20 protein-coding genes are annotated in these 19,669 nt (G+C 37.7%); 1 reads left to right on the forward strand and 19 read right to left on the reverse strand.

The window, feature by feature from the left end; all coding sequences use genetic code 11:
• Positions 1-93: 93 nt before the first annotated feature.
• The 10 genes from ABKA15_RS06640 to ABKA15_RS06685 form a co-directional block, all read right to left on the reverse strand.
• Positions 94-222, reverse strand: a complete 129-nt coding sequence (locus tag ABKA15_RS06640) for a hypothetical protein (protein WP_259274366.1) — start codon at positions 220-222, stop codon at positions 94-96.
• Between the two features lie 163 nt (positions 223-385).
• On the reverse strand, positions 386-790 hold the full coding sequence (locus ABKA15_RS06645) for a DUF3021 domain-containing protein (RefSeq protein WP_106387819.1): 405 nt from the start codon (positions 788-790) through the stop codon (positions 386-388).
• 11 nt (positions 791-801) lie between these two features.
• Positions 802-1,257 (reverse strand): LytTR family DNA-binding domain-containing protein, encoded by a 456-nt coding sequence (locus tag ABKA15_RS06650; RefSeq protein WP_186832614.1) that lies wholly within the window; start codon positions 1,255-1,257, stop codon positions 802-804.
• A 25-nt stretch (positions 1,258-1,282) separates the two neighbouring features.
• Positions 1,283-2,146 carry an ABC transporter permease gene (locus tag ABKA15_RS06655; protein WP_186832613.1) on the reverse strand — a complete coding sequence of 288 codons (864 nt, stop codon included), beginning with the start codon at positions 2,144-2,146 and terminating at the stop codon, positions 1,283-1,285.
• A 1-nt stretch (position 2,147) separates the two neighbouring features.
• Complete coding sequence (locus tag ABKA15_RS06660) at positions 2,148-3,014, reverse strand: ABC transporter ATP-binding protein (protein ID WP_070671100.1); 867 nt, start codon at positions 3,012-3,014, stop codon at positions 2,148-2,150.
• Between the two features lie 152 nt (positions 3,015-3,166).
• The gene (locus ABKA15_RS06665; protein WP_003040190.1) at positions 3,167-5,143 is read right to left on the reverse strand and encodes an FtsX-like permease family protein; all 1,977 of its coding nucleotides are present in this window, start codon (positions 5,141-5,143) and stop codon (positions 3,167-3,169) included.
• Entirely contained in the window at positions 5,124-5,903 is a 780-nt protein-coding gene (locus tag ABKA15_RS06670; protein ID WP_022524390.1) for an ABC transporter ATP-binding protein, read from the reverse strand. The genes ABKA15_RS06665 and ABKA15_RS06670 overlap by 20 nt, the downstream gene beginning before the upstream one ends.
• Positions 5,904-6,106: 203 nt before the next feature.
• Positions 6,107-6,865 (reverse strand): TraX family protein, encoded by a 759-nt coding sequence (locus ABKA15_RS06675; protein WP_186832612.1) that lies wholly within the window; start codon positions 6,863-6,865, stop codon positions 6,107-6,109.
• Positions 6,866-6,987: 122 nt separating this feature from the next.
• Complete coding sequence (locus ABKA15_RS06680; RefSeq protein WP_186832611.1) at positions 6,988-7,968, reverse strand: sensor histidine kinase; 981 nt, start codon at positions 7,966-7,968, stop codon at positions 6,988-6,990.
• Complete coding sequence (locus tag ABKA15_RS06685) at positions 7,952-8,638, reverse strand: response regulator transcription factor (protein WP_003043629.1); 687 nt, start codon at positions 8,636-8,638, stop codon at positions 7,952-7,954. The genes ABKA15_RS06680 and ABKA15_RS06685 overlap by 17 nt, the downstream gene beginning before the upstream one ends.
• Positions 8,639-8,731: 93 nt before the next feature.
• Between ABKA15_RS06685 and ABKA15_RS06690 the strand changes: the two genes are divergently transcribed.
• Entirely contained in the window at positions 8,732-9,913 is a 1,182-nt protein-coding gene (locus tag ABKA15_RS06690; RefSeq protein WP_186832610.1) for a DUF2974 domain-containing protein, read from the forward strand.
• 507 nt (positions 9,914-10,420) lie between these two features.
• Here ABKA15_RS06690 and ABKA15_RS06695 read toward each other — a convergent pair.
• The 9 genes from ABKA15_RS06695 to ABKA15_RS06735 all read right to left on the reverse strand — a co-directional run bounded on the left by ABKA15_RS06695 (position 10,421) and on the right by ABKA15_RS06735 (position 19,635).
• Positions 10,421-11,830, reverse strand: a complete 1,410-nt coding sequence (locus ABKA15_RS06695; protein WP_049512583.1) for a glycoside hydrolase family 1 protein — start codon at positions 11,828-11,830, stop codon at positions 10,421-10,423.
• A complete protein-coding gene (locus ABKA15_RS06700; protein ID WP_186832617.1) occupies positions 11,831-12,796 on the reverse strand; it encodes an acetylxylan esterase in 966 nt (321 codons plus the stop codon). It abuts the gene before it with no gap.
• Positions 12,774-13,430, reverse strand: coding sequence for an SGNH/GDSL hydrolase family protein (locus ABKA15_RS06705; RefSeq protein WP_049512576.1), 657 nt, complete (start codon positions 13,428-13,430; stop codon positions 12,774-12,776). The genes ABKA15_RS06700 and ABKA15_RS06705 overlap by 23 nt, the downstream gene beginning before the upstream one ends.
• Complete coding sequence (locus tag ABKA15_RS06710; protein WP_049512574.1) at positions 13,414-14,301, reverse strand: ROK family protein; 888 nt, start codon at positions 14,299-14,301, stop codon at positions 13,414-13,416. The genes ABKA15_RS06705 and ABKA15_RS06710 overlap by 17 nt, the downstream gene beginning before the upstream one ends.
• 19 nt (positions 14,302-14,320) lie before the next feature.
• The gene (locus ABKA15_RS06715) at positions 14,321-15,034 is read right to left on the reverse strand and encodes a GntR family transcriptional regulator (protein WP_049512572.1); all 714 of its coding nucleotides are present in this window, start codon (positions 15,032-15,034) and stop codon (positions 14,321-14,323) included.
• A gap of 61 nt (positions 15,035-15,095) precedes the next feature.
• Positions 15,096-17,321 carry an alpha-galactosidase gene (locus tag ABKA15_RS06720; RefSeq protein ID WP_186832609.1) on the reverse strand — a complete coding sequence of 742 codons (2,226 nt, stop codon included), beginning with the start codon at positions 17,319-17,321 and terminating at the stop codon, positions 15,096-15,098.
• Between the two features lie 16 nt (positions 17,322-17,337).
• Positions 17,338-17,904: a hypothetical protein gene (locus ABKA15_RS06725; protein WP_350015330.1), complete on the reverse strand. Its 567-nt coding sequence runs from the start codon at positions 17,902-17,904 to the stop codon at positions 17,338-17,340.
• 20 nt (positions 17,905-17,924) lie between these two features.
• On the reverse strand, positions 17,925-18,752 hold the full coding sequence (locus ABKA15_RS06730) for a carbohydrate ABC transporter permease (protein ID WP_049512565.1): 828 nt from the start codon (positions 18,750-18,752) through the stop codon (positions 17,925-17,927).
• A 1-nt stretch (position 18,753) separates the two neighbouring features.
• The gene (locus ABKA15_RS06735; RefSeq protein ID WP_049512564.1) at positions 18,754-19,635 is read right to left on the reverse strand and encodes a sugar ABC transporter permease; all 882 of its coding nucleotides are present in this window, start codon (positions 19,633-19,635) and stop codon (positions 18,754-18,756) included.
• Positions 19,636-19,669 lie beyond the last annotated feature (34 nt).

Here is a 19,669-nt window from a genome sequence, read left to right on the forward strand (position 1 = left end):
AAGTAACTTTCCATACTTTAACCTTTCATTTTTCACTTTTATCTTACATTTTTGTAAGATTGCCTGAAGCTGTACTGATATTAAAAATGTATCTCAATGACTATACTGCAACCAGAAATAATATTGACTAGAAGCACAGCCGATTTTTGTCTTTTCGATTTCTTCTTTGGAAATTTTTTCAGTTTTTGGCATTGATTTTTGCTTTAATAAAATTGCTTTCATGCTCTTTCTCCTTTATTTTCTTTACACTTATATGATACAAAAATCGCTAAACAGCTGCCATAACATAACCTTTCATTTGAGCCTTAAAAACTTACATTTTTGTAAGAAAAAAGGCTTGGACAAATGTGTCCCCAGCCCTTTGGATATAACTACAAGACCTAAGCTATTCTTTTGTACGGTTTCTTCTTAATTTTACAAGTGATTCATTGATTTTCTTTGTTTTTAGATAAATATCTAAGCGAACAAATAGCCAAATTAAAATATAAATAACAATGAAATCTAGCCAAAACTCAGCTCGCACAAGATTGAAAGCCCAGCCATTATAAATCATCATCACACAAACTACAATTAAAGTTAGGAAAAAATGAATCGTTAACTGTAGCAAATAAGAAAAATTTTCAACCTCAAATAGCAAAGTAAATAAGCCTATCAAAGCACTCATTATCAAGATACTGATGATATTAGCGGTTGTCGCTTGGGATTCTTGGATCCGAAAAGCTAAGACAAGTAAATAAAACAAGGAACCAGTGCGCAGACCTGCTAGCATAGACACTACAATTTTTTTCATGTTTGTCCTTTCTACAAACCGAGATAATCCATCAACAATCTGACGTATTTTCGACTGACACTTGACTTAATTTTGTTTGTCAATCTAGCCGTCATATTTCCTGAAAAGCTATCCGATAATGATAACAAATGGTCAATATTGATGACAGCGTGTTTTGAAATTTGAATAAAGTTTTTACGATTAACCCGACTTTGAAAATGTGTGAGTGTTTCGGTCGTCGCATAGATACCATCCACACAATACACCATCAATGTTGTCTGATTGATGTCTGCCAAAATAATCTGATCCGTCTTTACCATGACAATTTTATCATCTGTTTTAATGGGAATAGCATTCACATAACACGACTTGTACTGATGTAAATATTCAAAAATTTCTTTGGCTTCAGCCTCTAACTCGTCCGCTTGAATCACAACAAGCGGATCATTTGAAGGAATGGTTGGATTCATTTTGAATTTAGTCTGCAAAAAATTTCTCTAACTTTCTATCAATTTAAGCAGTTTTAGTCCACCGATTGGTAGCAAACTGTTGGATTGTCCAAATGACAAGCAAGGCAACTAAAACTACTACAACTATATAGTATGTTTCTTTCATTGTCAATAGAGATTCCCACTTTAATTGAATACCCATCATCTTTTCAAAATAATCTTGCGCTGCTGTATTATGATGAAAAGTAGTAGCTAAGCTATCTTTCATCATTACTTGTCTAAAGAGAGAAGCAATATATGTGGAGGGAGTACATTTCATTATCGTTTGAGCAAATGACGGAAGAACCCCTATTGGAATATAGGTTCCAACTAAGAAACCAGAGGCAGCTCCGATAATCGTTGCTAGCTTTCCAAGCGTATCTACTGATTTGAAGCGATTCACAAGAATACCATTGAAAATCGAGCATAAGAGTGCATTGAGCACCATAATAAGGAGAACCTGAGGAAGCAAAGTCCAATCAAAGACAATCTGATCGTCCCAGATAAAGTAACCTTCCATGACAGCAAACATAATGATTTGCATCAAAAATCCAATGATGGCAGTACTCAGAAGGTAACTGATAGACAAGCCCCAGCGTCCCAAATCTGTCAGAATTAGATCTTGTGTTACGTTACTTTCTCTATCTTTTGCTAGTTGGGAAAAACTAGAAAAAGTTGTGGTTAACCCTGTAATGGCAAGCGTTCCACCAATCAACCACGAATCCAATAACTGATTAGTGTGAGGGACTTGACTCCAAGAGGTCTTGATATTTGCTTTCAAAAAGACCAAGTACAAAATAAAGGAAATCATTGCTCCAAGAAGGGAGAAAAGAACCCCACTACGATTACGAAAATATAGTAAAAAATTTCTTTTAATGAGCATTATCATTTTAACGTACCTCTCTTCCTGTCAACGCCATAAAAGCATCGTCCATTGTTCCTGGTCGAAATTCAAATTGTCGAATAAAAGAGCGACCACACGTTAGAATCTCTAAAGCCTTTTCTGTCGTTTCTGGGTGAATCAACAGTTCATTCACTCTTACTTCCTCAAAAGGAATCTCTTCCTTCAAAATTTCTTTAAAATCAGCAGTATCAGTCACGAATACCTTGAGAAAATTCTGAGCATACTGCTCTTTAATCCGATTAGCAGAGCCTTTAGCAATCACTTGACCGTGATCCACAATATAAATCATATCTGCATCATCTGCTTCATCTAAATAATGAGTGGTTAAGATAACCGTCATCTTCTCTTTTATTTGCAACTGGTGAATCAGCTCCCAAATGGCTTTCCTAGTTTGAATATCTAAACCCGTAGTTGGTTCATCAAGAAAGAGAATATCTGGGCTATTCAGCAGAGCACGGGCAATATCCACTCGTCGTTTTTGTCCACCTGATAAAGTCCCATATAATTGCGTTGAGAAATTTTGCAATCCCAATTGATTCACTAAGTTATCAACTTTTCCTTTATCAATATCCTTATATTGACCTGCTCTGATTTCTAAATTTTCTTGCACCGTTAGCATATCATCTAAAACACTGTTTTGGAAAACAACACCTAATTTAATGGGGTTATCATACAGTATCTCTCCTGCCGTAGGCTGCAAAAGCCCTGTCAACATTTGAATCGTTGTAGACTTTCCAGCACCATTTGGTCCTAAAATAGCGGTAAAACTTCCTGTTTCAATCTGAAGATTCAAATCATTCACAGCTTGCTTATTATCATAGACTTTGCTAAGATGGCGTGTTTCTAGTAGCATAACGTTCCTCCAATAATTTATTTTACGAACTTATCATACTCCTCACTTTAAAAAAAATCTCGCACTTTTGGATAAGAGGTTCTACTAGCTAGATAAGAAGTCAGATTTACAAGATAAAAACCACTCGCCAAAAAACGAATGGTTCAAAATACTTATTGTGCTACAATCTTTTGGTAGCTTCTGGAGGTCATTACAAACACTAAGATGTAAACTAAGAGGAAAACACCGCAAGTGGTTATCGTTGTTTGAATGAGTAATGGTATATTTGTTGCACCTAAGAGAGCTACAATCAGCTGCAACATATGAAAAGCAACAGCAATATGAAGAAAGGCAAAGATAAGTGGTAAGAAGAAAACTGTTATGATTTGCTTTCGAATTGTTGCCTTCGTTTGCTTTTCATCCAGTCCAACTTTTTGCAGAACGATAAAGCCTTCACGATCTTCATAACCTTCTGAAATTTGTTTGTAATAAATCACAAGAACTGTCCCAAGTAGGAAAATCGTAGAAAGAAAAATGCCGATAAAGAGAAGAGTTCCAATAACTCCTTGATAATCTTTTTCAATGCGGTAACGCTCAGAAAGACTGATATTGCCACTTTCCTGACCTTGTTGCTGAAGAGCATTGAAAATACTTTCTTGGAGATCAACCTGTTTATTGGAAGATTGGATACCGATGTAGTAAGTATAGAAAGATTTCAGACCGACTTGACTGGGATTATTGACAACCATATACATGTTTTTTTGTGACACCATACCAGAGGGATTGACAATCTTTCCATGTGCAAAATCTGTCGTCAGATGCTCTTTGATGTTCCACGATTTTCCATTGATGGTGAGAGCTTGCTTTTGATTGATTCGAAGATTTTTTGCATATAGAAGTGCTTCATTATCAGCCAAATCAACTTTTTTCCCTGTCATTTTTTCGTACTCTTGACGGCTGATGACAAGGAAAGGAGCAATCATCTTTTGAGTTTCTTCTACACTTAGTCCTTCCGTCGTTTCAGCAATAGTCAGCTGATTGCCATTGATTTTCGAAATCATAGAAAATTGATAACTATAATCTTCATACCTGGCATCTGTCAAGCCTTTTTCCCGTGCTACTTCTTTGACTGTTTGCAAAAGCGCTGCATTTTTATCCGTCTTTGCGCTTGTAACCATGATATTATAATCTTTTGGATACAAAGTTGTCAGATAATCTTTTCCACCTACATAAATATTGATAGATCCGACTAGAGTTACTAGCAGCATGGTTGAAAGGATTGAAATCGTTGCTAAACCTGCAGCATTCTTACGCATACGGAAAATCAAATTGGATACAGAAATGAAATTCTGCGTTTTGTAGTAATATTTTTTTCTTCTCTTTAAAAATTGCAATAATGTGATTGTCCCTGCATTAAAAAGAAGATAGGTCGCAAAAATAACCATAAGAACTGCAATAAAGAAAGTCGCAATGGCAGACACCGGCTTGTCAACTGTGAGTGCGATATAATAAGCCGCAGCCAGAAGCCCTAAACCCACAAGCGTCTGCAAGCCAAGAAATCGTCCTTTTTTCTCTCCAGCCTTCTTTTCTCTCATCAAATGAAGTGAGCTGTAACGAAGCAGGCGCGTAGAATTTAAAAAGAGAATCAGCGCAAAAGCCACACCCAGACTAGCTAAAACGGTGAAAATATTCGACCATTGGAAAGTTGAGGCAATTACTACTTTCATTCCCATGAATTTCAGCAAAACTGCAAAAAGCAATTTGTCTAAAAGAAGACCTAAACCAATTCCAAGTCCGACAGTCACTAAGAAAAAGTAAAGCATTTCAAAGAAAGTCATCAGCAGCATGTGCCGCTTCTCCATTCCTAAGATACTGTACAAACCAAGCTCCCGTGAGCGATTCTTCATGACAAAACTATTGGCATAGGTGATAAGGATAAGAACTGCAATCTGAACGACCCAAATCCCAAATTGCAGGGTCATACGAGCCGCCGAACCGCCGTAACTAGCTTCTAGATTTGGACTGTAAGCGAGCGATACGAAACTATACAAAATCGCTGTTGCCACAATCGTTGCTAGAGCAAATGGATAATACAGACTGCGATTTTTTATCAGGTTTGAGACTGCTAATTTATTCGTTAGTTTGAACATAACCACTCACCTCACTTGCCATAACCGTTAAGGTATCTGAAATTTCTTGGAACATCTGCCGCTCTGTTTTATCGCCTCGGAAAATTTGATTGTACAAAATTCCGTCCTTGATGAACAGTACTCGCTTAGCTCGGCTTGCCGCCGAAGTCGAGTGCGTTACCATAAGAATCGTCTGTCCGCGGTCATTGATGTCATCAAATACATCTAAAAGCGCCGCAGAAGACTTAGAATCGAGCGCCCCTGTTGGCTCGTCTGCCAGCAGAATTTCTGGATTGGTGATAATAGCACGCGCTACTGCCACCCGCTGCTTTTGACCACCGGAAATTTCATAGGGGAATTTTTCCTGCAATTGGTTAATCCCCAGTTCATTACAAGTAGTAACCAACTTTTGCATCATTTCTGTAATCGGACGGCGCGACAAAACGAGCGGCAAGAGGATATTGTCCTTGACCGAGAGCGTGTCTAACAGGTTGAAATCTTGAAAAACGAAACCTAATTTTTCCCGACGGAAGCTCGAAGCTTGACTGTTTTTAATCATCGCTGTATCCGTGCCATTGAGAAAGACGCGTCCTTCGGTTGGCTTGTCTAGCATGGCAAGAATGTTGAGCAGAGTGGATTTCCCAGACCCCGACTCACCCATGATAGCGACATAATCACCTTTGTCCACCGTAAAATGAATGTCTTTCAGTGCTTCTACTTGGTTGCCTTGAAAGCGAGTTTTGTAAATTTTCTTCACATGTTGTACATCTAATAGTGTCATCATTTTCTCCTTTTTTAAAATCTAAAATATAACTGTTGCGCTGATTGACTCACTTCATAGCCAAATTGCGCTTTTTCAATATCTTTTACGTTTGGCTGAAGCAATTGACTGTCTTGTTTCAATAAAATTTTACCATATTTATCCTCAGCTTTCTTTTTCCAGTCTTCCTATTGTAGCCAATTCATCATCGTCCAATTTTTCATCTACTTGTGTACGAGATAAGCAATACATGTAATTAACCATAAATGAGCTGGATAAAAGATATAAAAGAAATACTTGCTCCACTTGGTCGCAGGACCGCGCTCACCATTATAAAGTGAAATGAAAGGCAGTACTGTAATAAAGAGCCAATCTGAATTATAAAACATCATTAACAGCGTGTCACTCCATGACGGATAAATCTGAATGCTCATACAAAATAGGACAACCGTTAAAATACCATACAGAAGATTGCGTAGGTTTTTCTTTTCCCTGCAAGTATAGGTAATCAACATAAATGGAATAATGACCATACCACCTTCTGTCACAAAACCAGCAAGCAAGCAAACAACAATGCCTAAGATAAAGCGAATGGGCTGGCGTTTAATGTCAACTGGCTTGCTCGTTTGGTTTATGCCAAAAAAGATATTGAGGACAAGTACACCGCAAGCCAAGGTTAAGAAAATATTATTATATATCTGAACTCCTTTAGACTGAAACAGCAAATTGAGAATCGTATTTCCGACAAACATGATAGCTGACCAGAAAAAGAGGCGCATATTGTAAAGCAGACGACTTCGAGTGTATAAGAAGCCTTCTACCGCTGCACATGCAAACCAAACCGCCACACAGCGTGTTAAAGCATGAAAAATGCTCGCCCATTCACCTGACAGTAAGCCTGGTATTTTTTCAAGGTGGTCAAAGACCATTAAAAAAGCCATTAAGAGCTTGAGCTGAAAAGCGTTCAATCCTTTTGTTTTCATGACTGTCTCCTCTGTTAAACATCATTCATTTTCTAAACTTATGATACAAAAAAAGAAAGGCTGCTACCATAACATAACCTTTCATTTTTAGATATCAACCTTACACTTTTGTAAGATTGCATTTATTCAAACAATAATTTCTTTTCTTTAAAAGTAATCATAACGGTTGTGCCCTCACCGACCACCGACTGCAAATGCAACTCATGCCCCAGTTCATCCGCAATTTTCTTAGATAAATAGAGCCCCAAACCGGATGACTGGTGCGTTAGACGCCCATTGTAGCCGGAAAAGCCACGCTCGAATACACGCAGAAGATCCGCATCCTGAATCCCTAAGCCAGTATCTTTTATATATAAAGTATCTTCCTTAAAGAAAATTTCAATACCACCTTGGCTGGTGTATTTGAGACTGTTTGAGAGCACCTGCTCTAAAATGACGACAAACCATTTTTTATCCGTGATAATGGTGTGATTCAAATCATGCAAATCTAGACGAAGGCCTTGCTGAATAAAGAAAAGCGCATACTTTTTGACAATATCTTTGACCAAGTCTTCTATATTTTCTCTTTTCACGACTAAATCATCATGAAAACTTTCCAACCGCAGGTATTGCAAGACTAAGTTTGTATAAGAATCAATCTTAAACAGTTCTTGCTCTAACTGATTTTTCAGTGTCTGCTCTTGTAAATCCTCCACCAAGAGCTTGCTCGCAGCAATCGGCGTCTTGATCTGGTGCACCCAGAGCGTGTAGTAATCCAGCAAATCATTTCGCTTTATTTGCTCCTGCAATTTCAACTCTTTTTTATCATTTTTTAACGTTTCAATTTTGGAAAATAGCAGAGCTTCTATCGGTGTCTGTGCCTGACCTTCCCCATAAAAGACAAGATGACGAAATTTTTGGTACTGCTTGACAATGTCCAATAGAAAACCCGCCAGACTAATCAGCAATAAAATCAATAGGACATACTGTAAGACTGCTCGTTCATCTTCAAAAAGGTAACAAAAAGCAAATAATAGTGTACAAAAAATAAGTAACAGTAAAAATAAAAACTGGCGCGAGCGGAAGTAATATTTGAAAAATAGACGCTTATTCTGATGATCCATTGGTTAATCCGTAGCCTATACCTTTCTTTGTTTCAATGAAATTCTTGAGACCGACTTCTTCTAATTTTTTCCGCAACCGTGCCACATTGACCGACAAGGTATTGTCATCAATGAAAAAATCACTATTCCAGAGCTCTTTCATCAGGTCATCACGCGCGACAATACTGCCAGAATGCTCAAACAGCACGCGCAAAATATGAAATTCATTTTTGGTCAAGGTAATGACTTCACCTTCATAAACCATATCCATGGACTTGAGATTGAGAATAACTCCATGATATTCCAGTAAGCTTTGATCCGTTCCAAACTCATAAGACCGCCGCAACAATCCTTGCACTTTAGCAAGAAGGACATTATTGTCAAATGGTTTTGTGACAAAATCATCTCCACCCATATTGATTGCCATGACGATATCCATTGCTTGGTCTCTTGATGACAAAAACATAATGGGCACTTTAGAAATCTTGCGAATTTCTTGGCACCAATGATAACCATTAAAAAGTGGGAGACCAATATCCATTAGCACTAGATGTGGTTCTTCCTTGGCAAAAATCGTCAAAACCTGCATGAAATCCTCTACTGCAACCACTTCAAATCCCCATTGCTCCAGCATTTTTTTGACTTGTTGGCGAATGACGGCATCGTCTTCTACTAATAATATCTTGTGCATTCTATCCCTCATTTCCGCTTTCTTTCTCTATTATAACAAAGACTTGGGAAAATATGCTATACTAACAATAGATTTTCAGAAAAGAGAGCCTTTATGGGAAATATTTTTAACTATTTAGAAGATGTACAATACGACAGTATCTACGATCAGCCCTTTACAGAGCTGGATATTCTGCTTTTGACCGAGATTACGTATCTAAACTATAACACAATCGTCACGGACGGTCTTGACCTGCAAAAAGCCAGCCGTTTAACTGATGTGCCACAATATATGCCCCAAGAAAACTCCATGATGAATACCAAACACCGCTTGGCACTCTTGCAGCAGGCAGCAAGTGTCAAACGCTATAAGAACATCAAACTCTTAGGGTATGTGAATGATATTGACTTAGATGTGCAAAAACAATTTGCTGCTATGACTTATAAGATTGATTTGGATAACTTCGTCATTGCTTTTCGCGGAACGGATGATTCCATTATCGGTTGGAAAGAAGATTTTCACATGACTTATATGGAGCATGTCCCTGCGCAGCAAACTGCTGTACGCTACGTTCAAAAGGTCATGCAGGCATTTCCAAAAGCCACTTTTATCTTGACCGGACATTCCAAAGGTGGTAATCTAGCGACTTATGCTAGCAGCCAAGTAGAGCCTTCTTTGCAAGATAGAATCAAGCAAATCTACAGTTTTGATGCTCCAGGATTAAACCATACGATTATTGAAACAGAGGGTTATCAAAGCATTGCTTCAAAAATCAAACGCTACATTCCTCAAGGCTCTATCGTCGGGATGATGCTGGAAACGCCTAAACAAGCTCACATCGTTAAAAGCGTAGCCATTGGTGGAATTGCCCAGCATGACACTTTCTCTTGGCAAATTGAAAATGAGCACTTTGTCTTACTTGACACGCTCAACCCAGACAGCATTCAGACAGACAAAACTCTAAAAGAATGGGTGGAAACTGTTCCTGATGACGAGCTCAAAGATTTCTTTGATACCTTTTTCGGTCTCATTTTAGACGCTCAAATTACGTCCATTGATGAATTTTTCCAACCCAACAGTATCAAGAAAGTGCTAACTATCGTCCAAAATGCCCACGCCCTTACCGAGCAAGAAAAAGAAATGCTCAGCCGCCTAACACGCCTACTCATCTCTATCCGTTACCAAGCCTGGATTGATGATTTTAAAACACCTAGTCCAATGGCCTTTATGACCGATGTACGAGAAAGCTGGACTAGTCTGGCGGAGAGGTTTTCGTTTTCAAATAAAGATGAGTAGTACATCATCATATCTTATACCTTATACTACAAAAGGGAGTTCCGTCTCACTCCCTTCTTTTTTAACGACTTCTCAAATAGTTCGTCCGACCCTCAGACGAAGTGAACTAATTCTCAGGAAGGCTATCTGACCCTCGGACGAAATGAACCACTTTTCTGGAAAGCTGTCCGACCCTCAGATGTGGGAAACAATTCTTAGGTAAGCCGTTGATGTAGGTGATAGACTACCAATTTCTTTCATTCCATTGACCAGAACGATAGACAAAGTGAGGCTGAGACTTTATTGTCCCAGCCTTATTTATCGTGGTTAATCTACCTTTTTGAAGAGAAGAAATAATGATCCTAAAACAAACAATAGCCAACTAATAACGTTATTTGAGCTCTTTTTACCAGAGCAATCCGAAACAGTCGTTGTCAAAGTTCCGTCTTTCACTTGTGTGTTGTTCCCAGACTAATTTTACAACAAATCCAATTTTCAATGTTTTTAATTGCATATCATTTCCTCAGATCAATCTTGAATTTCTGTATCTTCTAAACCATTTTCCCTAATGACATCTTTAAACCAGAATCCTGATTTTTTAATGGTTTTAACTTGAGTATGGATGTTATTAGAAATTAAACCATACCGATTGCGATACGCATTTGTCCAAGACCAGCAATCAATCGGTGTCCAAAGATGATAGCCAAAGCAATTGGAGCCTTCTGAAATGCCTTTATGCAGATAGGTTAAATGTTCTCGGATAAAGTCAATCCGATAATCATCCTGTACTTGCCCATCTGTATTCATAAAACGTTCTTCACGTGAAATTCCCATTCCATTTTCTGAAACAAACCAAGGGATATTTTTATAATTATCACGGATATTGATAGCAATATCATACAGAGCTTGCGGATAAATCTCCCAGCCTTTGTCAATATTCATCCGACGCCCCGGCATTTGATAATCATCGTAATAACGAGTTGGTAGCCACTCTCCCACCGAGTCGGGTGAAATAGCTGGTGCTTGAACCCGATTTGGATGATAGAAATTCACTCCAAGAAAATCTACTGTATTTTCTGCAAAAAGTAATTTGTCACTAGCTTCTACCTGCCAGAGGACACCATCTTTTTTGAGAATCATTTCCAATTCCTCTGGAAAATGTCCTAAAACAGCTGGCTCTAAAAACATCTTATTATTCCACAATTCTGCGAAATGTGCTGCGGCTTGATCAGCTTCATTTTCTGACGCTGCATAAGTCGGAGTTAGGTTTAACACTGTACCAATACGTCCATCTTTTTTGTCACACCCCAACTCACGATATTTTTGAATTACTTTTGCTGTTGCTAGATTGAGGTGGTAAGCTACCTGAACCGCTTTCTTCCCATTAACCAATTTTGGATAATGAAATTGATACAGATATTCCCCATCTACAACAACCATCGGCTCATTGTGAACAACCCAGTCTTTTACGCGATCACCAAATAATTGAAAACATTGTTCTGCAAAGCCAACAAACAGATCAACCACATGACGAGATTCCCAGCCACCGTATTGATGATAAAGTTCTACCGGTAAATCAAAATGATGCAAATTAAAAATCGGGTGAATTCCATTAGCAAGGAAACAATCAATAACACGATTATAAAAATCAACCGCCTCTTGATTGAGAGTATTCTTTTCCAAATCATCTATCAAGCGTGTCCATTGAATGGAAGTACGCACACTATTTAAGCCAATTTCTTTCATCTTGGCAATGTCTTCTTCGTAACTATTAAAAAAGTTAGAAGCCGTATCTGGACCAACGTAATTATAAAAGGCTTCTGGCTCTATTTCATACCAATAATCAAACATATTGGCATGTTTCTTATGAAAACGTCCCTCTGTCTGAGGTCCTGATGTCGCAGCCCCCCACCAAAAATTCTTAGGAAATTTTTTCATTTAAATAACTCCTTCTTTAAGTAAAACTTTTCTCATTTCATCACTAAATTGTGGCAAGTATTCATGCCCATATTCTGGATAATAAAGCAATTGTTTCTGAGATTTCAATTGATTGAACACAGCAAATTGCGTTTTGGGATGACAAGTGTGATCTTCCAAAGCCATTGCCCAAACAACGTCAGCTTGAATGAATGATGCAAAATATTGGACATCAATGTAATCCAAGGTTGCAAACACTTGTTCTTCCTTTTTATGCAAAGGATCTCGGTAACGAAACCAATAGGCTAACTCTTCATAAGCTGATGACGTCACTTCCAAACGGTAAGCTTCTCTGTAGTCACTCAAAAATGGATACTGTACAAATGTTTTAGAAATAGTTGGGCAGAGTGCGGCACAGACAAATGCCAATGCCCCACCTTGAGAAACCCCATAAGAAATCATTTGTTGATTATCTACTTCTGGCATTGCTCCCACAATACGACTTAACTGATACACATCTTGAAAGACAGCTCGATAGAATAATTTCTTAGGCCCCTCTTCTAATCCACGAATCAAGTGACCTTTTAAAGTCCCGCCAGTTGTTTGCAATGTATCTTGTGATAGCCCTCCTTGACCTCTCACATCCATCGCTACTACAATCATACCCTCTGCCGCCAGAGAAACCTTTTCACTCCAGTCTCCTGCATCTACATGATAACCATGAAATTGTAAAATGACTGGTAATTTTTTAGCTATATTTTTAGGCTGAACAAGTTGACAGACAATCTTAGCTTGTCCAACTCCCATAAAACTCAATTCAAAAGCTTCAACTACGTTAGACGGAAAATCAATAGCTTTTAATTCATACCGTAAACCTAGCGCTTCTACTTCCTCTTTAGCTTCTTGCCAGAATGTATCAAAATCTGCTGGTTTCATTTGTGAGCCCTGATAATTTCCCCACTTTTCAAGAGCATCTTGCTTTTTCATCATCAACTTCCATTTCTAATCTCGCAATAATTTCTTTCGCAATAAAAGCTGCGCCGACAGGAGTAGGATGAACACCATCTTTCCCAGTCAACATTTTAGCACCACATTTAATAGCTTTTTCGTTGATAAGCCCATCCAAAGGAACAAATTCAAACTGAAATCGTTTTGCCATATTGCGTACAACCTGGATTTTTTTGTTCAAATCTTCTCTCCAAGATAATCGATCCACTGGATCATCCAAGACAAAAGGTTCAATCAATAAGACTCGTTCAATGCCTGCATTTTTTAGGCTAGTCAATAATCTCACATATTCTCTTTCAAAGCGTTCTTGTTCGTCATCACTACCAAATTCTTGTAAACCAACACCATGCCAGACATCGTTGATTCCGATTAAAAGGATGACGACAGAGGGTTCTAAATCAAGGCAATCATGAATGCGCTCATTCAAATCCTGAATATGATTCCCACCAATTCCACGATTGTATAGTTTGATAGTTGGATAAACATCCAATAGGTAATTGCTTACATATTTGACATAACCAGTTCCTAAACTAGTTGGATTTTCTCTGTCTCTACCCCATTCGGTAATGCTATCTCCAAAAAAGACAAGACAGTCATCATTTTTCACTTTCATATTTTGTTCCTTTTTGATTCAGAAAATTGGACACAGCTCCTAAGAGATTGGCATTATTTTGAAACTGACAAATTTCCAATTGAAATTTCAAATCCATTGCACCCGTTTGCTCTAACAATTTTACAACTCGCTGGGCTACCTCTTTTCGTAGCCCTACTCTTTGTGAAATGCCTCCACCGATTGCAACGATATCTGGGTCTAATACCATTAAAACATTATAAATACCACGAGATAAGGCATCATACAAGCTAGAAACCGCTTCTTGTGCGTCTTCATTTCCCTCATCTGCCAAAGCAAATAACTCTTTCCCTGAAATAGCAGTTGGCAGTCCTGCAAGTTCAGAATAATGCCTTGCTGTTTGTACTGGACTAGCTAAAGGGCTAAGTGTTTCTGTTGGTGACATCAACATATAACCGAACTCTCCACCAAATAGATTCTTACCTTTGAGCAGCTGGCGATTGATGATGACGGCACCACCTACACCAGAACCCACGATAAAGAAGGCTGCATTTTGTACTTCTTTTGCCACACCAAATGCGACTTCAGCCAAACCTGCACAATTTGCGTCATTCTCAATAGACACTGGAAGTTGGAACAGCTGTTCTAGCTCTGCTACAATCGGAAAATGATGAATATAAGGAATAGCGCTAATTCCATGAATGATACCAGTTTCTGAATCAACCGAGCCCGGTGAACTGATAGCAATCCCATCGATATTCTTAGAAAAAGCAGTCTTTACTTTTAAAAGCTCTGCTTTCATTTCTGCCCATGTCTCAGGAGTTAAAAAGGAACTGGTTTCTTGTAAAATTCCATTTTGAAACACACCATATTTTACAGCCGTTCCTCCTATATCAAACGCTAAAATTGCCATTCTATCTCCCTTTACCTTTCTAATTATGCGTCAACATCATTTCAACAGAGAATTGATCGTAGCGGTGAACGCTAATCGAATATTCAAATGGTACACCCGTACTCAAATATCCTGTTTGCTCTGCAACAGCAACTGGATCACCTTGTTCCAAGTTCAATTCTTCTGCTTCAAAATCCGTTACTTTTCTGACCGTAATGGTACGATGCCCACTTTGAATGGTTAAGCCTAATTTTTCCTCAATATATTCATAAATAGACCCTTCAATATCTTCTTTTTTCAAACCTACAATCAAGTCAATCGGCATGTACATTTTTTCCATAACAGTAGGTTGCTCTTCCACCAACCGAACACGGTAAATCTCGTAAACAAAAGATTTTTCAGCAATATTTAATTTTTTGCTGACTTTTTCTGGGGCTGGAATAACTGAGAAGTCCAAGACTTTACTGGTTACTGTTTTTCCTGGATTAAATGCAGTTGTCCCTCTCATCTGGTTATCAATAATGAGTCGCTCCATTTCATCCACAGACAAGGATTTGACAAAAGTTCCAGCTCCGCGTCTCTTAATAATCAGACCTTCTGAAACTAGAATGTCCAGTGCTTTTTTGATTGTCAATTTGCTAGCTGAAAACTCTGCTCCTAGTTCTTTTTCAGAAGGCAATTTTTGATTGATTTCATAATCACCATCAATAATTTTCTTCCGAACTACACCAGCTATATAATTATATTTTTGCATATTTTATCATTTCCTTTTCTACTGTGATGACAAAGAAACCTAGAAAATCACAATGAAGGATTTACCTTGCTGTTAAATGAAATACTCTCGAATGAAAATCACCTGGCATTGTACGTGACCAATATTCTTGCTCTCGACCGATATAATTCTCATTTAAAATCAAACCAATCGTTTCTAAGTCTTTTCCATAACGAACCGTTTTTTTATCCCCTTCTGACACAGAATACTCTTTTTCCTTCGCTAACCCAAGCAATCTGATACGCTCATAGCTTGGATTTGGACGCGCTAATATCTGATAATAGCCCACAAGTGCTTCATTTTTGTCTTGCGAAACAACCATCCAAGCTACTTGATTTTCATCAGTTGTCTCTAAACGATAAAAATCTCCAGAACAGATTAACTCTTGATACCGTTTATAATCTAGAATATCTTGTTTCACAGCTTTTTTTTCTTTAGAAGTCAATTTTGTAGGATCTAATTCATAACCAAAGGTACCAAACATCGCAACGTGTTTTCTCATCTCAAGAGATGTAACACGCGCCACTTGGTGATTTGGAACAGCTGACACATGAGAGCCCATAGTGGAAAGCGGATAAAGCATTGACAATCCACTCTGAATGCTCAAACGTTCTACAGCGTCTGTGTCATCACTTGCCCAAATCTGCGGTGAATAGTAGAGCATGCCCGCATCAAACCTCGCACCACCGCCCGCACAGGATTCAATCAATATCTCCGGATAATTCTTAACGATGCGCTCATATAAATCATAGACCCCTATAATATAGCGATGACAGACTTCGCCTTGTTGATTGGCCGCTAGCATATTTGAATAAGCCTCAGAAATATAGCGATTCATATCAAGTTTGATATAGTCAATCTCAACATTACTTAAAATTTGGGTCATTTGCTCAAAGATATGCTCTACAACGGCTGGATTCCCAAAATCAAGAACAAACTGATTACGTCCATGAGAAATATTTTTATCAGGCTGTCCTAAGACCCATTCAGGATGTTGATCATAAAGCTCTGTATCATTAGAAATCATTTCAGGCTCAAACCAAAGACCGAATAATAAACCTTTTTCATGGATTTTCTCTGAAAGATTTTTTAAGCCATGAGGAAGCTTAGCACGATTTTCTGTCCAATTTCCCAGTGAACCAGTATCGCTATTTCTATGACCGAACCAACCATCATCTAGTACAAACAAGTCAATGCCCAATTGCTGCGCTTCATCAACAATTTCGAGAATTTTCTCTTCTGTAAAATCAAAATAAGTAGCCTCCCAATTGTTGATTAAGACAGGTCGTTTTTTATCTTTCCATGGACTGCGAATCAAATGTTTTTTGAAGAAACGATGAAAAGTTTGACTCATACCATTCAGCCCTGATTCACTAAAAACCATGACAGCTTCAGGACTTTCAAAAGTTTCGCCTGCTTTCAATTGCCAGTTGAATTGGAAAGGATTGATTCCTAATTGAACACGCACAACATCATAATTATCTCGTTCAATCTGGGCTAAAAAATTGCCACTATAAATCAAACTAAATCCATAAGCCTCTCCCTGCTTTTCAGTCGTATCTGGTTGACAAAGGGCAAGGAAAGGATTGTGCATGTGACTGCTATGTCCTCTGGTACTAGAAACATGTTGAACACCTAGATGAACAGCTTCTCTGGTCAAATGTGCTTCTCTTGCCCACGCACCATTTAAATGCAGCCACTCATAATTTCCCTTTGGAAAATCCACACTCAAGCTTGCTAGTTGATGAAGAGAAACAGCTTGTTGCCCTTGATTGATAAGTTTAGCCTGTCGTGTCAGAACTGGCTCATCCATATACAAGTGATAGGTCAAAACTAAGAGAAGGTCTGAATAATGGTCTTTCAAGGTAATTTCTAAAACTTCTACTTCATCTTTTTCACCAAAGGTTCCCGGAAGGGCACCCGTTACTTTTTTACCTGTAAAAATGCGATATGATTGATAAACAAACTGACTAATATGATCGCCTTCTGGATACTCTACATCCAAAGCAGGATAACGAAAATCTGTTGTTCCAAACACAGGGTACTCTTGCTTTACGTGCTCCAAAGAAGTCAGATTATTTCCCCACACTTGATTATTAGAAGGACGAATCTCGCGTTCAATTAAAAAACTAAAATCATTATAATGCGGAATTGTTGAGCCATAATACAAATGTTCTAATGTTCCGGTCTGGTCCATGACACGAAATACATAACTCATTGCTTGATTTGTCAAATGAAATTCCAAAGTTTTTTCGTTAAAATAAATCATTTCTTTTGCTTTCTATCTATTGTTTTAATTTTTTATCAATCATCAAGTAAAATCCAGGAAAGATGAACCAACCAATAATATTTTTTGTCAGGGTAAACCAAGAAGACATTCCGATAAATAGTGCTAAGATCAACAATTGCTGGGTATGCTTTACCATGTAAAATAATGTCTCATAAATTCGCTGGCTAACATGGTCATTCTCTTTATACACATAGACTGTACTAAAAAGAATGCCAACAATCCAAACAAAACTAGCCAGGACGAACACAATCAAATAAATATCTGTGTAAACACGCATCAATGATAACCAACTGGTCATGGCTAAAATAAATGCCAATGTCAATAAAAAGGAAAGAAACTTTTCGAAAAGAGTGCCTTCTGTTTTTTTCTTAGAAAACTGCCACCAAGATTCATCATAAGGATGCTCTAATTGTATAAACTCAAAAGCCGTTTTTATTGCTGGAATCCAAGCATAAACCATTCCTTTTTTGAGCAGTACAACCCAAAAGAGAACAGAAACTTTCACCGCTACAAATAATTGTTCCGTCCAGAACATCAAACGGGATTTCTTCTTAGTCATCATTTCCTCCTTCTTTTTTTCGTTTATTTTACTGCGCCAGAGACACCATTATAAATATATTTTTGTAGAGACAAGAATACAATCAAAATAGGCAAAATAACAATCACAACTCCAGCTAGAATAACCGGCCAATTTGTTCCATATGGGCCTTTAAAAGCAAATAAAGCCGTTGAAATGACTTTTAAATTGCGGTCAGGCATATAGAGGAAGGGATTGTAGAAGTCATTGTAAACACCTACTCCGCTAATAATCAGCATGGTCACAATCGGTGCTTTTAAGTTAGGTAGGATAATTTTCCAAAAGATTCCAAAATAACTAGCACCGTCCAGATAAGCTGACTCATCCAAGGAAATCGGAATTTCTTCTAAATATTGCAGAAAAACATAAACCGAAATAACATCTGTTCCCAGATTTAGCAAAATGACAGACCAAATTTTATTAAACAAGCCAAGAGAATTGATAATTTGGAAAGTTGCAACTTGGCTAGTGATACCTGGAATCAGCATCGCTAATAAAAATAAGGTTAAAATAGGCTTTTTCAAGCGAAAATCAAAGCGACTCATGGCATAAGCAAACATAGAAGCTAAAGTCAATTTTCCAACCATGCTGACAAGGAAAATGAACAAAGTATTTTTAAAGCCCAGCAGCATTTGTCCATTGACAAAAGCCGTTTTATAATTTGAAAAGTTCAATGATTTTGGCAATTCAAGTACACCGCTATTTAGAAATTCTGAGTTCGACTTGAAAGACCCTAGAAAGACCACTAAAATCGGAAGCAAAGCAACAACAGCACCGATTCCCAATACAAGATATTGAAATACTTTTCCAATCGTTATTCCTTTCTTTGTCATATTATTTCTTCCTTTCCTGAGTCGCTAAACGTTGTACGAGCGATACAACAATCACGATGATGAGCAAGATAATTGCCATCGCTGACGCTAAACCAACTTTATTATACTTAAAGGCTGTATCAATAGTTTGGATGACAAAAGTTGTTGTCCCATTTGAACCGCCCGTCATGATATATGGAATATCAAATACACTAAGTGATCCGCTCACACCTAAAATAATATTCAAGAAAATAATGTTCCGAATGCTTGGCATGATAATATACCGAAATTCATCCCAACGATTAGCACCATCAATTTCTGCCGCCTCATAAACTTCTGGGTTAATGGATTGAATAGCTCCTAAAAACACCAAGAAGTTAAAACCAGTATAACGCCAAATAGAAGTAAAAGCTAGAGAAATATTATTAATAGACCGATCTCCTAGCCAGAGATGAATCTGATCTCCTAAGCCGATAGCTTTCAAGACCGTATCAAACGTTCCACCACCTTTATAGAAATAAAGGAAAATAAAGCCAATCGCAACTCCATTTAGTAAATAAGGGAAAAATAGAATTCCTTTCCAGAAATTAGCAAATTTTACTTTAAACGATAAAATCGTTGCAAATAACAAGGCAATCGCTAATTGGAAAAATGTAGCAATAAAGTAATACAAGCTGGTTTTAAATACAGTAAAATAATTTGGATTTGTCAATACCGTTTTATAATTTTCCAATCCCACAAATTTTGGATTAACACTATAACCATTCCAATCATGTAAACTGTATTGGAACATTTTTAGTAAAGGATAATAGGAAAAAGTTAAAATTAATAAAACTGGTATAATCGTAAACGAGAAAATCACGAGGTTTTTCTCAAAATTTCGTCCACCAGAGTTTTTTAACATTGAAGTCCTCCCATCATGGGAATCAAGGTCACAA

The organism is Streptococcus sp. KHUD_010, assembly GCF_040207525.1.
GTDB lineage: Bacteria > Bacillota > Bacilli > Lactobacillales > Streptococcaceae > Streptococcus > Streptococcus hominis.

What these genes read in the sequence shown, in the direction of transcription:
- ABKA15_RS06640 (WP_259274366.1), bottom strand. Translation starts at nt 222, where the DNA reads ATGAAAGCAATTTTATTAAAGCAAAAATCAATGCCAAAAACTGAAAAA.
- ABKA15_RS06645 (WP_106387819.1), bottom strand. Translation starts at nt 790, where the DNA reads ATGAAAAAAATTGTAGTGTCTATGCTAGCAGGTCTGCGCACTGGTTCC.
- ABKA15_RS06655 (WP_186832613.1), bottom strand. Translation starts at nt 2,146, where the DNA reads ATGATAATGCTCATTAAAAGAAATTTTTTACTATATTTTCGTAATCGT.
- ABKA15_RS06660 (WP_070671100.1), bottom strand. Translation starts at nt 3,014, where the DNA reads ATGCTACTAGAAACACGCCATCTTAGCAAAGTCTATGATAATAAGCAA.
- ABKA15_RS06665 (WP_003040190.1), bottom strand. Translation starts at nt 5,143, where the DNA reads ATGTTCAAACTAACGAATAAATTAGCAGTCTCAAACCTGATAAAAAAT.
- ABKA15_RS06670 (WP_022524390.1), bottom strand. Translation starts at nt 5,903, where the DNA reads ATGACACTATTAGATGTACAACATGTGAAGAAAATTTACAAAACTCGC.
- ABKA15_RS06675 (WP_186832612.1), bottom strand. Translation starts at nt 6,865, where the DNA reads ATGAAAACAAAAGGATTGAACGCTTTTCAGCTCAAGCTCTTAATGGCT.
- ABKA15_RS06680 (WP_186832611.1), bottom strand. Translation starts at nt 7,968, where the DNA reads ATGGATCATCAGAATAAGCGTCTATTTTTCAAATATTACTTCCGCTCG.
- ABKA15_RS06685 (WP_003043629.1), bottom strand. Translation starts at nt 8,638, where the DNA reads ATGCACAAGATATTATTAGTAGAAGACGATGCCGTCATTCGCCAACAA.
- ABKA15_RS06690 (WP_186832610.1), top strand. Translation starts at nt 8,732, where the DNA reads ATGGGAAATATTTTTAACTATTTAGAAGATGTACAATACGACAGTATC.
- ABKA15_RS06695 (WP_049512583.1), bottom strand. Translation starts at nt 11,830, where the DNA reads ATGAAAAAATTTCCTAAGAATTTTTGGTGGGGGGCTGCGACATCAGGA.
- ABKA15_RS06700 (WP_186832617.1), bottom strand. Translation starts at nt 12,796, where the DNA reads ATGAAAAAGCAAGATGCTCTTGAAAAGTGGGGAAATTATCAGGGCTCA.
- ABKA15_RS06705 (WP_049512576.1), bottom strand. Translation starts at nt 13,430, where the DNA reads ATGAAAGTGAAAAATGATGACTGTCTTGTCTTTTTTGGAGATAGCATT.
- ABKA15_RS06710 (WP_049512574.1), bottom strand. Translation starts at nt 14,301, where the DNA reads ATGGCAATTTTAGCGTTTGATATAGGAGGAACGGCTGTAAAATATGGT.
- ABKA15_RS06715 (WP_049512572.1), bottom strand. Translation starts at nt 15,034, where the DNA reads ATGCAAAAATATAATTATATAGCTGGTGTAGTTCGGAAGAAAATTATT.
- ABKA15_RS06720 (WP_186832609.1), bottom strand. Translation starts at nt 17,321, where the DNA reads ATGATTTATTTTAACGAAAAAACTTTGGAATTTCATTTGACAAATCAA.
- ABKA15_RS06725 (WP_350015330.1), bottom strand. Translation starts at nt 17,904, where the DNA reads ATGATGACTAAGAAGAAATCCCGTTTGATGTTCTGGACGGAACAATTA.
- ABKA15_RS06730 (WP_049512565.1), bottom strand. Translation starts at nt 18,752, where the DNA reads ATGACAAAGAAAGGAATAACGATTGGAAAAGTATTTCAATATCTTGTA.
- ABKA15_RS06735 (WP_049512564.1), bottom strand. Translation starts at nt 19,635, where the DNA reads ATGTTAAAAAACTCTGGTGGACGAAATTTTGAGAAAAACCTCGTGATT.